The organism is Pantoea sp. M_9 (genome assembly GCF_008631385.1).
Lineage (GTDB): Bacteria > Pseudomonadota > Gammaproteobacteria > Enterobacterales > Enterobacteriaceae > Pantoea > Pantoea eucrina.
This window is the reverse complement of sequence record NZ_VWUF01000002.1, coordinates 433,054-449,427: the sequence shown is the minus strand read 5'-3', so window position 1 is coordinate 449,427 and position 16,374 is coordinate 433,054. Positions and strand designations below refer to the sequence as shown.

General features: G+C 52.2%; 19 protein-coding genes and 1 pseudogene. 11 read left to right on the top strand and 9 right to left on the bottom strand.

The features are described from left to right. Positions 1 to 183: 183 nt before the first annotated feature. Positions 184 to 879: a B3/4 domain-containing protein gene (locus tag F3I15_RS05915; RefSeq protein WP_150017030.1), complete on the bottom strand. Its 696-nt coding sequence runs from the start codon at positions 877 to 879 to the stop codon at positions 184 to 186. 43 nt (positions 880 to 922) lie between these two features. On the opposite strand from F3I15_RS05915, the gene F3I15_RS05910 reads away from it, so the two are divergent. The 5 genes from F3I15_RS05910 (at position 923) to F3I15_RS05890 (ending at position 5,485) form a co-directional block, all read left to right on the top strand. Then, positions 923 to 1,531 carry a cupin domain-containing protein gene (locus tag F3I15_RS05910; protein WP_150017029.1) on the top strand — a complete coding sequence of 203 codons (609 nt, stop codon included), beginning with the start codon at positions 923 to 925 and terminating at the stop codon, positions 1,529 to 1,531. 79 nt (positions 1,532 to 1,610) lie between these two features. Then, complete coding sequence (locus F3I15_RS05905; protein ID WP_150017028.1) at positions 1,611 to 2,048, top strand: VOC family protein; 438 nt, start codon at positions 1,611 to 1,613, stop codon at positions 2,046 to 2,048. A gap of 288 nt (positions 2,049 to 2,336) precedes the next feature. Further along, a complete protein-coding gene (gene iolE, locus F3I15_RS05900) occupies positions 2,337 to 3,257 on the top strand; it encodes a myo-inosose-2 dehydratase (RefSeq protein WP_150017027.1) in 921 nt (306 codons plus the stop codon). Then, positions 3,254 to 4,441: a Gfo/Idh/MocA family protein gene (locus F3I15_RS05895; RefSeq protein ID WP_150017026.1), complete on the top strand. Its 1,188-nt coding sequence runs from the start codon at positions 3,254 to 3,256 to the stop codon at positions 4,439 to 4,441. The genes iolE and F3I15_RS05895 overlap by 4 nt, the downstream gene beginning before the upstream one ends. A gap of 12 nt (positions 4,442 to 4,453) precedes the next feature. Further along, positions 4,454 to 5,485: a Gfo/Idh/MocA family protein gene (locus F3I15_RS05890; protein WP_150017025.1), complete on the top strand. Its 1,032-nt coding sequence runs from the start codon at positions 4,454 to 4,456 to the stop codon at positions 5,483 to 5,485. 74 nt (positions 5,486 to 5,559) lie between these two features. Here the strand turns inward: F3I15_RS05890 and F3I15_RS05885 are convergent, their stop codons facing one another. After that, positions 5,560 to 6,570: a Gfo/Idh/MocA family oxidoreductase gene (locus tag F3I15_RS05885; RefSeq protein WP_150017024.1), complete on the bottom strand. Its 1,011-nt coding sequence runs from the start codon at positions 6,568 to 6,570 to the stop codon at positions 5,560 to 5,562. Between the two features lie 670 nt (positions 6,571 to 7,240). Here F3I15_RS05885 and F3I15_RS05880 point away from each other — a divergent pair. Further along, positions 7,241 to 7,540, top strand: coding sequence for a type II toxin-antitoxin system RelE/ParE family toxin (locus tag F3I15_RS05880; protein ID WP_150017023.1), 300 nt, complete (start codon positions 7,241 to 7,243; stop codon positions 7,538 to 7,540). A gap of 222 nt (positions 7,541 to 7,762) precedes the next feature. Beyond that, positions 7,763 to 7,960: pseudogene (locus tag F3I15_RS05870) on the top strand (transcriptional regulator); the annotation flags it as partial. A 484-nt stretch (positions 7,961 to 8,444) separates the two neighbouring features. On the opposite strand, the gene F3I15_RS05865 reads toward F3I15_RS05870, so the two are convergent. Continuing rightward, complete coding sequence (locus F3I15_RS05865; RefSeq protein ID WP_150017022.1) at positions 8,445 to 9,356, bottom strand: LysR family transcriptional regulator; 912 nt, start codon at positions 9,354 to 9,356, stop codon at positions 8,445 to 8,447. Positions 9,357 to 9,456: 100 nt separating this feature from the next. Between F3I15_RS05865 and F3I15_RS05860 the strand changes: the two genes are divergently transcribed. Beyond that, complete coding sequence (locus F3I15_RS05860; protein WP_150017021.1) at positions 9,457 to 10,326, top strand: SDR family oxidoreductase; 870 nt, start codon at positions 9,457 to 9,459, stop codon at positions 10,324 to 10,326. Between the two features lie 517 nt (positions 10,327 to 10,843). Here F3I15_RS05860 and F3I15_RS18330 read toward each other — a convergent pair. From F3I15_RS18330 to F3I15_RS05840, 4 genes are all read right to left on the bottom strand, one after another. Further along, on the bottom strand, positions 10,844 to 10,996 hold the full coding sequence (locus F3I15_RS18330; protein WP_223810688.1) for a hypothetical protein: 153 nt from the start codon (positions 10,994 to 10,996) through the stop codon (positions 10,844 to 10,846). A 132-nt stretch (positions 10,997 to 11,128) separates the two neighbouring features. After that, the gene (locus tag F3I15_RS05850; RefSeq protein WP_150017020.1) at positions 11,129 to 11,839 is read right to left on the bottom strand and encodes a helix-turn-helix transcriptional regulator; all 711 of its coding nucleotides are present in this window, start codon (positions 11,837 to 11,839) and stop codon (positions 11,129 to 11,131) included. Continuing rightward, positions 11,836 to 12,228: an amino acid-binding protein gene (locus F3I15_RS05845; RefSeq protein ID WP_150017019.1), complete on the bottom strand. Its 393-nt coding sequence runs from the start codon at positions 12,226 to 12,228 to the stop codon at positions 11,836 to 11,838. The genes F3I15_RS05850 and F3I15_RS05845 overlap by 4 nt, the downstream gene beginning before the upstream one ends. Then, positions 12,221 to 12,544 carry an antibiotic biosynthesis monooxygenase gene (locus tag F3I15_RS05840; protein WP_150017018.1) on the bottom strand — a complete coding sequence of 108 codons (324 nt, stop codon included), beginning with the start codon at positions 12,542 to 12,544 and terminating at the stop codon, positions 12,221 to 12,223. Before F3I15_RS05840 ends, F3I15_RS05845 begins: the two co-directional genes overlap by 8 nt. 598 nt (positions 12,545 to 13,142) lie before the next feature. On the opposite strand from F3I15_RS05840, the gene F3I15_RS05835 reads away from it, so the two are divergent. Both F3I15_RS05835 and F3I15_RS18325 read left to right on the top strand, forming a co-directional pair. Then, positions 13,143 to 13,415: an antitoxin gene (locus F3I15_RS05835; protein WP_150017017.1), complete on the top strand. Its 273-nt coding sequence runs from the start codon at positions 13,143 to 13,145 to the stop codon at positions 13,413 to 13,415. Then, positions 13,415 to 13,567: a hypothetical protein gene (locus F3I15_RS18325; protein WP_223810687.1), complete on the top strand. Its 153-nt coding sequence runs from the start codon at positions 13,415 to 13,417 to the stop codon at positions 13,565 to 13,567. Before F3I15_RS05835 ends, F3I15_RS18325 begins: the two co-directional genes overlap by 1 nt. A 710-nt stretch (positions 13,568 to 14,277) precedes the next feature. On the opposite strand, the gene F3I15_RS05825 is transcribed toward F3I15_RS18325, so the two are convergent. Together F3I15_RS05825 and F3I15_RS05820 are read right to left on the bottom strand one after the other, a co-directional pair. After that, complete coding sequence (locus F3I15_RS05825; RefSeq protein ID WP_150017016.1) at positions 14,278 to 15,021, bottom strand: hypothetical protein; 744 nt, start codon at positions 15,019 to 15,021, stop codon at positions 14,278 to 14,280. Positions 15,022 to 15,215: 194 nt separating this feature from the next. Continuing rightward, a complete protein-coding gene (locus F3I15_RS05820; protein WP_150017015.1) occupies positions 15,216 to 15,932 on the bottom strand; it encodes a YafY family protein in 717 nt (238 codons plus the stop codon). 57 nt (positions 15,933 to 15,989) lie between these two features. Between F3I15_RS05820 and F3I15_RS05815 the strand changes: the two genes are divergently transcribed. Further along, the gene (locus tag F3I15_RS05815; protein WP_223810686.1) at positions 15,990 to 16,352 is read left to right on the top strand and encodes a VOC family protein; all 363 of its coding nucleotides are present in this window, start codon (positions 15,990 to 15,992) and stop codon (positions 16,350 to 16,352) included. Positions 16,353 to 16,374: the final 22 nt, after the last annotated feature.

Here is a 16,374-nt window from a genome sequence, read left to right as displayed (position 1 = left end):
GCAAGCGTGTAGTTTATCCGTAAAGGTGAAATGGGTAGTGCCGGAATTATCATAAATGCAAACCGATACAGACATGTGGAAAAAGGAGGCGCCTGCCCTCTTTTCATCCACGTTGCTGGCGGTAGACGGGGTTAATGAAAACGCCGTCAGGCCGGTAAACATACATGCCTCTCCTGAAGGGTGTTACTGATGTACTTCCTGGATGAGAGAGGCCTCGAACTCTACACCGGGCATCATTTTTTCCAGGCCGTCTGTCAGCATCTTCCCGGCTTCGTGAAGCATCACCAGCGGCATCTGGGGAAGACTCTCAAGGATGAACCACATCTGCTGTGCTTCGACACCCAGGCGAGTTCTGATCCCCTGGCGCCAGTTCCAGCGTCGGCAGGTCACACCGACCTCATCACACCATATCACCTCACCCTGCGAAGGATATTCAATGGTGGTCTCGCCTTCTTTAAGCGTATCAAAAGGTTCTGTTCCTTTTGCCACAGTCAGGCATGGTGCTCCCTGATAGGCAGAGATATTTTCGCCACCCACCGGCACAGCATAACGAAGACTGACAGCATTATAGAGATCAACAATGGGGTCGAGCGCCGGCATTGTACCGTCGCGCAATACGCGCTTACGCAAGGCATCAGCTGAACACGGCGTACGCTTGGGCTTAGCGCCAAATTTCTGGAAAACTTCCCCCCAGGCGGCCAGATGAGATTCCGCCCATTCTGGCTGACCCGCCAGAACTGCTCTACATGCATCCTGTAGCGCAGCTTCTCCTGCATCAGGATTTATCACCGGTGCGGCTTGCACGACGATACTCAATGCCCGAAATCCAGGTGCAATACGATAAATATCGGGAGCAATTGACGGAGATACTTTTAACACGGGATAATCCTTTAATGACCAATTTACATCATGATAATGACCGATGACCGAAAAAGTCAATTTACTGACCGACGCTAATGCTATCGCCGATACCGTTAATGGAGCCGTATCTCAGCGGATTAAGGTGTATCGTCAGCAAAAAAAAATGTCTCTTGATGAACTCTCCCGCCGGGCCGGTGTGAGCAAGGGAACGCTGGTTGAGATAGAGGGATGCAGAGCCAATCCCAGTATCGCCCTGCTATGCCGGCTGTCTGCCGCGATGGGCGTTTCAGTGGCTGACTTTGTGGATGTCAGCTCAAAACCGGCAGTCCGCCTGATTTCATCAGATGAAATACCGGAACTGTGGAAAGGAGAAAAAGGCGGCAGCGCAAAATTGCTCGCTGGATCTGGCGGCCCTGATATGACAGAACTCTGGATGTGGGAAATGCAACCGGGTGAAAGGTTTGACTCCTCCGGCCATACAGCAGGAACGCTTGAACTTTTTTATGTTCAGGCGGGTTCACTCACGCTTGGGGTACAGGACCATCAATATCTTTTAAGAGCCGGTTGTTCGGCGACTGCCAGAACAGATGTTCCTCATTTTTATGAAAACCGGGAGGAAGATCCCCTAGTTTTTATCATGACTGTACACGAAAAGCAGTCTGCCAGATGATGTCCGCTTTTGCCGTGAAGTCCCAAAGTGAGATTTCAGATAGTTTGGTCCTTATTATTAAAATTCAGCAGGTACTTTCATGATAAAAAGAGCGGATCACGTCGGTTTTTCAGTCAGAAACATTGAAGAGTCCCTGTTCTTCTGGACTCAGATTCTCGGCGGGGAGTTGTTACGCCAGGGGAAAATGTCCGGGCCGATCATTGATGAAGTGACAGGCGCAAGGGGCGCTGATGTACGAATGGCGTTGCTTGAACTGGCCGGTTTCAAAATTGAATTACTGCAATACGATAACATCAAACAGCCAGAAGAACCTTCAGCACCCTATATCCCTGGCTATGCTCACCTTGCATTTATAGTTGATGACCTTGATACGCTTTTGCGGAGAGTTTCGGAGTATGGCTGGAAGACACCCGGTAAACCGCAGACAATCTTATCAGGCCCCATGCAGGGAACCAGAGTAGTATATCTACAAAGCCCCGATGGACAGACGCTGGAGTTGATGGATCACAGTCACTGAAAGGCATATTCCGGACCATGCGCGCGGCATTAACCGTTATTGCGGCCAGCTTCCGAACAATTCTTGTGCATCGCCTGTCATCTCTGGAGTGCTTGATGTGCCGGGTCTGTCAGTCTGAAAATTAATCCGCAGGATGGGTTATTTATAAAGTTAATTCTGGCAATCACACGCTGAAACAGAGAGATTCACTATTTTCTTCAGTTGAGGGTTTTACCTCATTGAACCGATATCGGTTTTGCTTACGCCTTCCTTATAGTGCTCACAGACTGACCTGTAAGGAGGTGTGTCCTGATGAGTTCTCGTATTCGATTAGGTGTAAGCCCGTTAAGCTGGACCAACGATGTTCTGCCCGATCTGGGCGACGCTATTTCACTTGAAACCTGCCTGACACAGGCTGCCTCTGCCGGTTATCAGGGGATTGAGCTGGGCAGAAAATTTCCCCGAACCCACACGGAGTTAGCCCCGCTACTGCATGAGGCGGGGCTTGAGCTCGCTTCGGGCTGGCACAGCGGCTTCCTCGCCGAGCGCAGCGTTGCTGATGAAATCGCGGCCGTAGAATCACACGCCGGGCTTCTCAAAGCATCAGGAGCAGACGTTATGGTTTACGGCGAATGCGGCTGTATGCCTGGCAGCTATCCGCTGGACGAGCCTCTTTCTCTTTCTCCGGCTCTGTGCTGCCTGGATACTGATGAATATGCCCGCAAAGTCAGCGAGTTTGCCAATGTTCTGATGGACAGATTTGGCCTGAAACTGGCCTACCATCATCATCTGATGATGCTGGTTGAACAGCATCATGAACTGGATGAGTTTCTGACAAAAACCACTGACAGCGTTGGTCTTGTTCTTGATTCCGGGCACGCTTTTGCCGCAGGTGTTGACCTGGCTCAGATAACAGAACGGTTTGGCCATCGTATCGTGCATATCCACCTGAAGGATGTCCGCGCTGAGGTGCTACATCGCGTCCGGAAAAACGACCTCAGCTTCAATGATGCAGTACGCGCGGGACTCTTCACGGTGCCGGGCGAGGGATGCATTGATTACTCTCCGCTGACTGATTTTATTGCGCGTTCAGATTATCAGGGCTGGCTGATAGTAGAGGCCGAACAGGATCCGCAAAAAGAAGAGCCGTTTGCTGCCGTTTCCCGGGCGTTTCACTGGGTAAAAAGCACTTTTTCACAGTCCCTCTCAACAGAGGAAATTGCTCAATGAAAGACAGACTCAACATTGGTTTAATCGGCTCGGGCTTCATGGGGCAGGCGCATGCTGATGCTTACCGCCGTGCGGCAATGATCTATCCCGGCCTGCCAAAGCGCCCTCATCTCTATGCACTGGCCGATCAAAACCAGGCTTTAGCTGATGCTAATGCCGTGCGCTTTGGGGCTGATAAGGCATACGGAGACTGGCACAATCTGATTAACGATCCGCAGGTTGACGTGGTCGATATCACCTCCCCCAATCATCTGCACTATGAGATGGCGCTGGCCGCAATTGCGGCAGGTAAGCACGTTTACTGCGAAAAACCACTGGCCGTCAGCACTGAAGAGGCGCTGCAGATGACTCTTGCAGCAGAGCAGGCAGGCGTCAAAACGATGGTGGCCTTCAATAATATCAAAACGCCCGCGGCGCTGCTGGCGAAACAGATTATCGAGCGCGGCGATATCGGCACGCCAATCCGCTTTCGAGGCACCTTTGATCAGGGTTTTTATAATGACCCGGAACTGCCCTGGTCCTGGCGCTGCTCTAAAAAGCTGGGCGGCAGCGGTTCACTGGGCGATCTGGGGGCCCACACCCTTTCCGTCGCGCAGTTTCTCATGGGTGAGATCAGCGAGGTAACGGCCAGCGCACAGACCTGGCTGCGGCAGCGTCCGGTTCCGCAGGTAGACGCCGGTTACGCCAGCCGGATTGATGACCAGGCAGAATGGCGAGAGGTTGAAAACGACGACCAGGTTCAGTGTCTCGTCAGCTTTGAAAGCGGGGCCAGCGGCGTGATTGAAGCTTCACGCCTCGCTGCCGGTCGCATTTTTGGGGTGTTCTGGGAAATCTCCGGTACAGAGGGCACCCTTTATATGGACGGCGAACGTTTCAATGAGCTGCAGGTTTATCGCTTCAGCGATGATAAACATGACAGGGGCTTCAAGACTCTCTATGCCGGCAGCCAGATCCCGGCCTATTCAGGCTTTTTCGGATTCGATTTTGGCGGCGGCGGGCTCGGCTATTTTGATGTCAAAGTGATTGAGGTTCATGACCTGGTGCAGGGGATCTGCGGCGACGGCGACTGTTATCCGAACTTTGCATTTGGCCTGCAGAATCAGCAGGTTCTGACCGCTATCGAGCAATCTATCATCTCCCGTCAGTGGGTTGCTGTAGCAGGCAACCGCCAGGACCATACTTAAAAAGGAATCACTATGTTTCCCTCTTCCCTGCCCGCTCCGCGGCTGCCCTCTGAAAAGTCGATACCCGTATTGCGCTGGGGCATTATTGGCCCAGGCTGGATCGCTGAACACTTTGCCCGCGCGCTGAAGGAGCACACCGGACAGCAGCTGGTTGCTGTAGCAGCAAGAAACAGAGCCAAAGCACAAACATTCGCCGATCGCTGGGCCATTCCGGCAGCCTTCAGCAGTGCTGATGAAATGCTGGCAATGAATGATCTGGATGCCATCTACATCGCCACCCCGCATAACCATCACTATCCGGATGGCATGAAAGCACTGAATGCGGGCAAACATGTGCTGATTGAAAAACCTCTGGCGCTGAATGCCAGGGAAGCAGAAGCCCTGCAGACGCGCGCCCGTCAAAAAGGCCTGCTGTGTATGGAGGGCATGTGGTGTGATTTCGCACCAAAATATGATGTGCTGCGGCAGCTTTTAACCGACGGCATTATGGGTGATCTTCATACCCTGACTGCCGATCACGGTGAGTTTTTTACGCAGGATCACCGCATCTTCAATGCCGATCTGGCCGGCGGTCCGATGCTGGATCTGGGCAGCTATCTGGTTTCGCTGAGCGTGATGGTGGCAGGTGCGCCTGTCCGCATCCAGTCCAGCGGACAGCCAGCAGAAGGAAATGTTAACGGACAGGCTTCTATGTTGTTCGAACATGCCCGCGGCATGCATTCGGTACTGAACACAACTCTGTTCAGTAATACGCCTGGAAGTGCGGTGATTGCCGGCCGCGATGCCACTCTGGTTCTGGCGGGACAGTTTTATGCGCCCGGCGGTTTTGTCCTGACCTCAAGCCAGGGCGGCCATACGCTGTGCTGGGAAGAACCCGCCAACCGCTACACGCAGCTCTGTCATGAGATCCGGCATTTTGCATGGTGCGTGGGACAGGGATTAAACGACTCCCCTGTTCGCCCTTTGTCCGCCGTACTTATGACTCTGACCGCGATGGATACGGTGAGGAAGCAGCTGGGTATCGTTTTTAACGAAGAGCGCTAATATCTGTGAAAGAAGGATCTGAATATCCGTAGCCTCCGGGGCCAAATCCTCAAGGAACTGGCCCCGGAGCGTTGTCAGAATACGTTATCGACCGGGCAGAACATCCCGGTTGCCAGGGATTTCGTCGCGGCTTCTGCGATCGCCTGCGCCTGGATCCCATCCAGCAGTCCGGGTAAATCAGCCACCGCTTCCCCATTAAGAGAGCGCACAAAAGCGTCAAGATGCTGATAATAAGTACCCTGCACCCGACTGAACCAGTCCGCATAAAGTCCCTGCCTGATAATCGCCTTTCCCTGAAAAAGCGTCATACCCGGCGGGCTCTGAGAACCTGACTCTGCCAGTCCTTTTGCACCCATAACGCTGATCCTTTCGTCATAACCGTAGCCCGTGCGACGCGTATTATCGAGCTGCGCAAACGATCCCTGCTGCATCTGCATAATCAGCACCGACGTATCCACATCGTCAAACTCGCTGATAGCCGGCATGGCCAGCGCTGCACCCATTGCACCTACTGAAATAACGTCGTCGGCCGTCAGCCAGCGCAGCAGGTCGAAAAAATGAATTGCCTGGTCACGCATCTGACCGCCGGAAGATCTGAGATAGCTGAGCGGTGGAAGCTCTGACGCACGGCAGACCATCTGAATTAACTCAGGACGTCCGACAGCACCCTGTTCCAGCTGACGCTTTAACTGCTGGTGGCTGATGTCAAAACGGCGATTGAAACCTATCGTAATGTTTGTCTTCAGAGGCAGCACGTTTTCAGCAACGCGGATCGCTCTTGCCAGCGACAAATCGATCGGCTTTTCACAATAGACGGCCTTACCTGCCCGCGCAGCCGCTTCAAGCAGTTCAGCGTGTGACGGCGTTGCGCTGGCAATCAGCACGGCATCTATATTGTCACTGTTAATGGCGGCGCTGACTTCGCCCGCCGTGCATTTCATCTGCCCGGCCAGTGCGGCGGCCCGATCCGTGTCAATGTCGGCCAGCATCGCAAGCTCAACCTCCGGATGAGCCACGAGATTTGCAGCATGTACCTGTCCGATAAAACCACAGCCAATCAGGGCAAAGCGTTTTTTCTGCGTCATGGTGATTTCCTGTCTGAAGGTCTACGTTCAGCGATAAAGACGTTGCCAAATTAGCCTGCCCGCCTATCCTGAGAAATACATGTTTTGAGGGAATTACCTCAGCAGGAACCCTGATGAAAATACTGACTCTTGAGATAAACGTGGTGAAACACCTGAGGAATATACCAGTGGCAAAGTTTCCTTTATGCTCTACACGCAGGAGAGTTTTTATTAGCGTCTGGTCGATTATTTTTATGCAGGCAGTTTGCGCTGTTTACTGCTCTGCGGTAAATATTAACTTCTGGCACTAAGCGGACATTAGCATCAAAACTCTAAGGCTCCCAATTTTCCGGTTTTGCCGGCCCAGATGGCGCACTTTAGATCAACCCCTGTAGCGAGCCAGCAGCAGCGCGTTCAGACCATAGAAAGATTTAGCCGCCGAGGGCTGGGCCGGTAATGACGCTGCAGGTTTACACTAAAGGCCCGAGTAGCGAGGCGGCTTCGGTCTGTCCAGAATTTGTAACAGAACCCGCCAGCAGTAAAGCCCACCATCACATGCCCAAACAGATACAGAACAGCGTTGAAAATATAGACTCTAATATATATGCTATATAGATTGTAATTTATAAAGGTGGGCCTGTGTGGATTGTTGAAACCACGGATTTGTTGGCTGAAAGAGCAGGACAGAGCAATGCAGTTAGACATAATTGCCGCGCTGAACCTTCTGAAGCAGGAAGGTCCACTCCTCGGGCGGCCGCATGTCGATACGCGGTACGGCTCGAAAATCCCCAATATGAAAGAGCTCAGAGTACAGAGCAACGGCCGGCCTGTAAGAGGATTCTTTGTATTCGATCCTCTTCGCAAAGCCATCATCCTTTGCGCGGGTAACAAAGAAGGCGCTGATGAAAAGCGTTTCTACAAGACCATGATTAAAACGGCTGAAAGCGAGTATCACCGACACCTGGACCAACTGAAACGGAGTGGAAAATGAAAACGCTGGATGATCTAATGGCTGATTTGACACCCGAGGAACTGACTCAGGTGAATGATAAAGTTGCAGAAATGCGACTTGATTCTCAACTGTATAAACTTCGCGAGGCGCTGGCTAAAACGCAGAAGCAGCAGGCAGAAGCTATGGGGATCGCGCAACCTTCCGTGGCGGCTATCGAAGGGCGCGGCGAGGATCTGAAAATCGCGACGCTCANTGTATAAACTTCGCGAGGCGCTGGCTAAAACGCAGAAGCAGCAGGCAGAAGCTATGGGGATCGCGCAACCTTCCGTGGCGGCTATCGAAGGGCGCGGCGAGGATCTGAAAATCGCGACGCTCAAACGATATGTTGAAGCGCTCGGCGGCCAGCTAACTATCGGTGTCAATATGCCCGGCGGCGAGCATGTCGATTTCACACTTTAACTGCACCCGTAAGTCTGGCCGTTTACGGTGTTACCCGGAAAAATGTGACTGACGTACCGGTTATTTCCCTTCGCTTGCGCTTCCTCTTTGCGACGCGCTGTCTCACGGTCTGCTTTCTTCACTTAATGCTGCTGTGTGACAGCTCCTCCTCCGCTTTTCTTCCTCTGATGGTCAAAAGCATAAACATCCTGAGGATACCTTCCGGCTCCCCGGCAGGGCCAGGTCATCAACCCTGATGCACTAACCGGCAGAATCAGTAAGCTCCGCCAGACGTCACAAGCGTCNAGGGCCAGGTCATCAACCCTGATGCACTAACCGGCAGAATCAGTAAGCTCCGCCAGACGTCACAAGCGTCGCCAGAGGATTCCGGCTGGGTCTGATGGCAAACAGCTCTGTAGTTGGCCTATAGTCCGCTAAGAGCGAAAAGCAGACGTAAGGCCTGAACCTCACTGGTTTGTTCAATCCGTATTGCCCGTTGGCAGAATCAATAGGGTGAGTTCAAGGCAGACGTCACGGCTTTTACGGTGTCGACGAACAGCCGCAGCGCAACAGGCATATGGCGATTTCGCGGAAAGTAGAGTGCGAGGCCTTGCGACGCGATCGTCCAGTCTTCCAGTAATCTGATCAGCCTCTTGGTGTCGAGGCTCTGCCGGGCGTAGGGCTCCGGCACATAGGCTACACCTAATCCTGCGACAGCTGCCTCCACCATCAACGCGCTGTTGTCCAGGGTAAGGCTGCCCGGCACATCCAGCGCAAATTCTTGCTCATGCTGCTTATATTCCCAGTGATAACGTTTTCCGCTCGGCAGACGCTGGCGCAGACATGCATGTTGCATCATGTCCTGCGGATGCCGGATTTTCGGACGCCCCGTCAGGTATCCGGGCGATGCTACGGTAACAAAGCGCAGAGGGCCACTCAGCGGAACTGCAACCATATCTTTAGGGACATCCTCAATCAGCCGGATGCCCGCATCAAACCCCTGCGCGACGATGTCCACCAGCTGTCCCTGTGCGACGAAATCAATCTCAATTCCGGGATTTTGCTGGATAAATGCCGGCAATACCGTTTCCAGAAGAAGGCTGATTGCCGCATCACTGGCGCTGATGCGCAGCGTGCCGTAAGGCTGCTGAGCGCTGGCGGTGACGTCATTCAGTAGTTCATCCATGTCCGCCAGCAAGGGGGTCAGACGCGCAATCAGCATTTCACCCGCTTCGGTCAGCGCAACGCTACGTGTTGTGCGATGGAACAACTGCACGCCAAGTGTTGCCTCCAGCCCTTTAATCATATGGCTAAGCGTTGAACGTTTAAGTCCGAGCACTTCAGCAGCACGACTAAAGCTGCGCTGTCCGGCGATGACGTTTACAGCCTGCAGTTCATTCCAGGAAGGTCGCTTCATTGTTGAATATTTCCCACCGCCTCATTCTTGTTTGTGGAGATTATGCCACCAATAATCCGGTCTATGATGTTACCCGACGTATTAAACGGAGATGACCATAATGAAAACCTGGCTAATAACCGGCGCATCCAGCGGCCTGGGTCGCCTGATGTGCGAAAAGCTACTGGCGCGAGGTGATCGGGTAGTCGCAAGTGTTCGAAACAGAACTGCTTTGGATGACCTCGCAGCAACCTACGGCGAACATTTGCAGGTGATGATGCTTGATCTCAGTAGGTCTGCGACGATAAAACCCGCCGTTGAAGCTGCGTTCGCTCAGGCGGGGCGGATTGATATCGTGGTAAGCAACGCGGCGTACGGCCTGTTTGGCGCAGCCGAAGAATTGAGCGATACGCAAATTGAGCGACAGATTGCCACCAACCTTACGGGTTCGATTCAGCTTATCCGCGCGGCGATTCCGTTTTTGCGACAGCAGGGCGGCGGTCGTGTCGTGCAGGTTTCGTCAGAAGGCGGCCAGATTGCTTATCCCAACTTCAGTTTATATCACGCGACTAAATGGGGAATTGAAGGTTTTGTCGAAGCGGTCCGGCAAGAAGTCGCGGCGTTCGGCATTGACTTTTTGCTGGTTGAGCCGGGACCGACGGCAACGCAGTTCGGCACGGGACTGGATATGGCTGATGCCCTGCCGGCTTATCACAATACGCCGGCGGGCGAACTGCGGTCGGCATTGATGTCTGGTGAGTTTGCGATCAAAGGCGATGCGGAAAGATGCGTGACAGCGATGATTACCGCGGCTGATGCTGCCAGCCCCCCCTTACGTCTGCCGCTGGGCAGTACAGCCTATGACAATATTGAAGCCGCGTTAAAAATGCGTCTGAGCGCGCTGCAGGCCATGAAAGCCGTGGCGTATGGTGCAGATCGCCAGGTAATGTCAGCGGTGATGCCAGATGATGCGGAACGCAAACAGCCTTGATGCGCTCTTTATACGGTCAGAAGCTCAGACAATGTCCGCTTGTGATGCGGAGCAGCCCTTTGCGTTGCAACGGCGCTATAGGCGGACGTAATAATGACAGGGACGTTCTGCCATTTTGAACTTAACATGCCGACCACTCAGCGCTGCTGCGCAGCCGGAATGGGGCTTCAGGCGTGTACGTCCTGCACAGCAAACGCAGCTAAACGCTGATTATCCAGCCGGAAGGACTGTTTTTCTTCAACAAGATAAGCGCCGAGAGGCAGGTAAAATTCGGCCGCTTTCGGGGGGGGGNGGGGGGGGGTGTTTCAGCAGTCCAGTTTAAACGTGTGCAGCCATGTTCAACTGCAAAAGCTGCAATAAATCGCATGAGTGATTGACCGACTCCCAAGACCTCTCACTGCTGCTGATGTGAAGAGATCTTTCATGTATGCCTGCCCTGAGCATTTTAGGGTAGGGTACATCAGCGTGAACGTGGCCAATCCGATGAGTGTTCCATCTTTCCATGCGCCCGGGACTGTCACGCCTGAACTGGAGGAGAAAACTTTGTTAGCCAGATAAGAAAGCATGTTGTCATAGCTGGCAACCTCATTCCCGAAGTAAAGGATTCCATACCGACAAAGAGTGTCGCCAATTCAGGAATAGTCGAATCCCCGCAAATCTCGATTTTCATAGCTATTCCTTTATTTTGTAGTCCGTATACCACTCATATTTAATGTGAGCATTTTTGTTCTCCTTTCAGGCCGTAGCTACGGTTTTAACGCATTGGATCACCCGCTCAATTTGAAGGGTATATGACCTGAAATCAGGTGATCTTCAGTTTAAACAGCCGATATATCGCAACCCGACCTGAATCGGTTACGTTCACTTCACGGTACCCCTGTGTACGCGTTACCCATTCTTTTTGCAGGAAACGTGTAAACAGGGCTGAGCCAGCGTCACCGCCGAGATGGAAACGTCTTTCACTCCAGTCCAGACAGCCGCAACAGGGCTTGCGTCGTGTACGGGAGTTAAGCAAAACGCCCATCTTCTCAAACTGCATTTTGCCGGCTGATGTCAGTTCCGAGCCATCTGCTTCAAGCCATTTTTCCTTCAGCATATATTCATAAATATTCACAGCAAGCTCGCCTGCCAGATGGTCATAGCAGGTGCGCGCGTAACGCAGATAGACCGGCGTACTGGAAACGGGAGCTTTGGAAGTACCCATGGAAACGCCCATCAGGTTTTCCAGCAGTCCGGCGATATGATGGCCCGCAAGGCTGTAATAGCGGTGACGCCCCTGCGTGAGGCAAATGACCAGACCGTTGCTGAGAAGTCTGTTCAGATGCCCGCTGGTGGTTGATGCTGCGATGCCAGCCACTACGCTAAGTTCGGTCGCTGTCCATGCGCGCCCGTCCATCAGGGCGCACAGAATACTTACCCTTGACGGGTCAGACAGCGCAGAAGCCACCATTGCCATTGATGTTTCAAGCACATCATCGGGCTCACTGTCGCGCTTTGTTTTAACGAGGTTCATTCAGAAGGTATGGCCCATTTTTGGGTGACTCCGGCTGCCCGTGCATCATCATCCGTAATGAGAATGAGCCGGTTACCGTGATCGCTGTACTGTACCAGAATATTGATGCCGTTCCGGGCAAGTGTGTCAGCTATTTCTCCCAGCTCTCCAGGCCGTTCCTGAGGTAACTTTCTGACCAGAGGACGACATACGTTGCACACGTTAAAACCGGCTTCAGTCAATACCTTGTGTGCTTTATAGCCATCTTCAACCAGGAAATGTGCGTGCCCGCCTTCAGGTCCTGTAAATACGCCACCGCCTTCAAGTCCCACTCCATTTTCACCCAGTATGCTACCCAGTGAACCAAGAGAGCCCGGGCTGTTTTTGAGAAGAACGTGAATGTCATACATGCTGATGTGTTCCCTTATCAGAAAAGTAGTCGCGGAATACGCTGGCTACCCGTATTCTGTAGAATGAAAAAATCGACTGCCTGCCTTCTTTCTGCGCGGCCTGATGCATGACATTTTGCTTCCATCCAGCTACAGACTCCTCATCTTCCCACCACGACAAAGAAAGAATCTTTCCGGGCGTAGTTAGGCTCTGGAAGCGCTCAATTGAAATAAAGCCGGGCGTGTCGGATAAGAGAGGCTTCAGCTCCGAAGCAAGCTGAAGATATCTTTCCTGAGCCTCTGGCAGGGCATCTGCCTCAAAAAGTACTGCAATCATGGTTCGCTCCGTTGTTGATTTACGGACAGTTTAATGATGACAAAGGCATGTTGCTTCGGTCGGCACCGAAGTATGCCTGTGCGTGAGCGAAACCATCGACATGTAAGTGATGAACAGCAAATTCATAAGTTGAAAAGCAGGACAACATTAAAGTGTGGATTCCCAGCCAGGTTCCCCTTCTGACGCAAAGCGGACAAGCTAACTGAGCAGAGGCCCGCTATGAGCGAGAAACGGACTTTAGGTTGATTCGCTGGCAGTGCTGAAATGCCTGTCCTGGCAGACGTGGAGTGAAAACGGCAAGGATCCGCTGATCGGTAAGCTTAACCAGCTTGAAAGCGCCCTGATACTTGATGAAAAGCGCGTTATCTGTACGGCTGTGGCCTGAATTACTGTGGTGTGGGCCGCAGGTCGCCCGCTTTCTGCTCATGAACTGGAATGCAAACGTGATTAAAAAACAGCTTCTGGGTGTGACTTAGTGTCACTCTGTGGTCAAGTGTGTTACTAAGTCACACACTGGAGGGCGTATGGCATCAACAAGACTTCGTCAGCAGGGCGGGGCCGTCGTGCTGACTATTCCAGGCGNCACACTGGAGGGCGTATGGCATCAACAAGACTTCGTCAGCAGGGCGGGGCCGTCGTGCTGACTATTCCAGGCGACATCGCGGCAAGAGCAGGCTGGACGGTTGGCATCGAGCTGGACGTAACCGCAGAAGGCGAATCAGTGCACATTGTGCCGGTTGCGCGTGTGCCGCGTGGTCGTCGCACCGTGGCGCAACTGCTGGCCGGTATCGATCAGCAGGAAATTCAGGGTTACAACGAAGAAACCGCTGACGGCCTGAACGATGTGCCGCAGGGCAGGGAACTTATCTGATGGGTTCAGGGAGAGTACCGCAGAAAGGGGAAATCTGGCACGTTAATGGCCATCCGGTGGAAGGGCGCTTATTTAAAGGGCCGCATTACTACCTGATTATCTCTCAACGCGAGCTGGTTGCGGCGCCGGAATGGCAGTTTGAGTACCCGTAGCAAGCGGCGGCGGCGCGTCACGCTCACAGGGCGTGACTGTGTACCTGGACGGCAATAGCACAGATACAGGAAAAGTGACTGGCGTGGCGCTGTGTTACCCGTTGCGCTCACTCAATCTGACAGCACGGAGAGCAAGCTATGCCGCCACGGTTGAGCCACAGGTAATGGATGAGATACTGTCCCTGGTGGTTGATCTTTTTGATCCACGTTAAATAGCGCTGAGCCAGCCAGCCCCGAAAGGGGCTTTTTTGTGAACGCATGCTATATCTGCCCTGTAATTGACCTCGCCTTACAATCGGGTAGCCTCGCGGGCCGGGAAAAGACGGTGCTGACGCACCGCCTCTCTCCCTTCGCCTGCGCTTTCTCTTTATGGAATATTGTCTCACAGCCTTCTCTCTGCTTCCTGCCGCTGTCTGTTGCGCAGCTGATTTTCCGGTTTCCTGACTCTGATGTTCAAAAGCGTGAACAGCCTGATGGCCCCTTCGGCTCTCAAGCACTGCCAGGTCGTCAGCCCACTGCGCTCATCTGCTGCGTCGGTAAGATCCGTCTAAACCCTCCAAGATTAGGACCTGACGGCTAGTGTCTGATGGCAACAGCAATGCTCTCCTCAGCAACCTGCTTATCGTCCGCTATGAGCGAGGAGCAGACATTCATAGTCTCAACAACATGATTAGCATTTAGGTATATTAGTTAACAGAGAGCAGGTCAGTTTATTGTGCCAGCCCTACTTTTACGAAAGGACTGCCATGACTGCGCGATTTTTTGATTAGCTTGCCTACGTATAATTCTCTGACTTCTGGTGAAGCAATTCGCCCAATAAATTCTGAACGGTTGGTTTCGGGAGAGATGAGCAGGTCTCGGGTAAAGTACTGCTGAGAGCCAGCCTTTATCCAGCCATGGATCTCGTAAACTTCCATCACCAAACCGCCGTAAGTAGCATATGCAAATCGCAGATTTTCATCTTTTGGAACTTTTGCCCAGACGCCACGTGTAGCTTCATATAATGCAAGTGCACTCATACCAGACTTGTAGGTGCTGTTTAGCAAAAAAGCGAGCCCTGCATGTTCAGGTGCGATGTCTGTCTCTTGCTTAAGAAGGAGATGGTTGAGCTCATCCAGCGTGATTCGCCCCATAAGGGAGCTGCTTCCCCGTACTTTGTTGGTCAGCTCTCCAACACCTAAGAGATCAATACATGTTGCTTCAACAAGCTTCGCGGTTGTCTCATCCATGCCATGGCGTAGTATGTCGATACCCAGATTTCCTGTTTTTAACAGATGATTAATTCGTTCTGATTTCGGAGAGTCATCATTATACTTAATATGATCAAGACAGCGTTCTTGCTTGCCTTTTCCTATATAAAACGGCTTTTTAGAAGCATCTTCAGTGTCATAAAATGCATAAACATAAAACTTAGCCATCCCTAACGCTTTCGAGTATTTTGAAAAATCTTTCACAATATTGCTTCCTTAGGACAAAAGTACTTAATTTCACTATCGGCACCAGAGTTCAGAACTTAAAAGCAAAACAATTAGCGTATAGATTGATCTGCGCTCATTGATCAATATGAGCCAACGACTGCAATGGGTACAAAGCGGACAGGTTAATAGATATGGGTCAGACTGAATATTTTCGGACATTGACGTTGAGTTCAGCTACGTCCAGGAATTATGTTATCCAGACCCGCACTGCGCCACATGCGGAGTAAGCGATGTCGGGAATGAGGGTATCCTTCCCGCATAAGCTGAAGAAATGTGAATCGCGTTACGTCGAAATGGCGGAAGGCATTACGTTTTTCACACCATGCCGCAAGCACAATATCTCCTGAGAAATAACCTAAAGCGAAAGGCCAAATCGTTCTTTCACTCACATTACCCATCATGTCTGTATAACCTGTCCGGATTTTCTGCCTCCGCCTGATGGCGATTCGAAGGGTGTTCAAGCTCTCAGGATTATGATGAGTAGCCTGAATCTTTCCAACCAGTAACGTCGAGTCGTCAAACAGCATCTTCAGCTGCGGGGACAGAACTTGCCGGAGTTTACCCGCTACCTCAGAAGCCGCTTTTGCTATACCCGCATCACCATATGCGGTTACCCAGCGCAAACCCAGCGCCAGTGCATCAAGCTGCTCGGGGGTAAACATTACCGGCGGCAGATGATGGTTTCTGGAAAGGATAAATCCTGTACCGGCTTCTCCCTGAATGTCTGCCCCCTGAGCACGCAGTGCGGAAATATCACGGTAAAGCGTGCGAAGGCTGACGGAAAGTTCATGAGCAAGCCAGTGTCCGCTAACTGGATAGCGATGCTGAGACAAAATCTGCAGAAGGTTAAGTAGGCGCTCTGCACGCGTCGGTCCTGATGCTGACATGTTCTGTCAATGCTCCCTGCAATAGTGAAGTCTCATTCTTTCAGATGCGAGAGACTCATGATACCTAACCTAATTATTCTTTATGTTGAAAACCCGATTGCCAGCGGCGAATTTTACCAGAAGCTGTTCAATACAGAACCAGACGTGAGGCTTCCGACATGGGTGGCTTTTTCCTTCAATAACGGCCTGAACGTTGGGCTATGGTCAACAAAGGCACGTGACTTTGTATCCTGCGGTGAAGGTAACCGCTCTGAGCTGAGCTTTATGGTTAAAGATGTTCAGGCTGTTGAGATGCTTTATCAGCAGTGGTCAGACAGGGGGGTGCTGATAGAACAGGCGCTCAGACAGGCTGTTTTTGGCAGAACGTTCGTTGCGCTCGATCCTGACGGCCATCGTATCCGGGTGTGTATACCCGATTGAAGAGTAAAGACCCTGCCTGTAC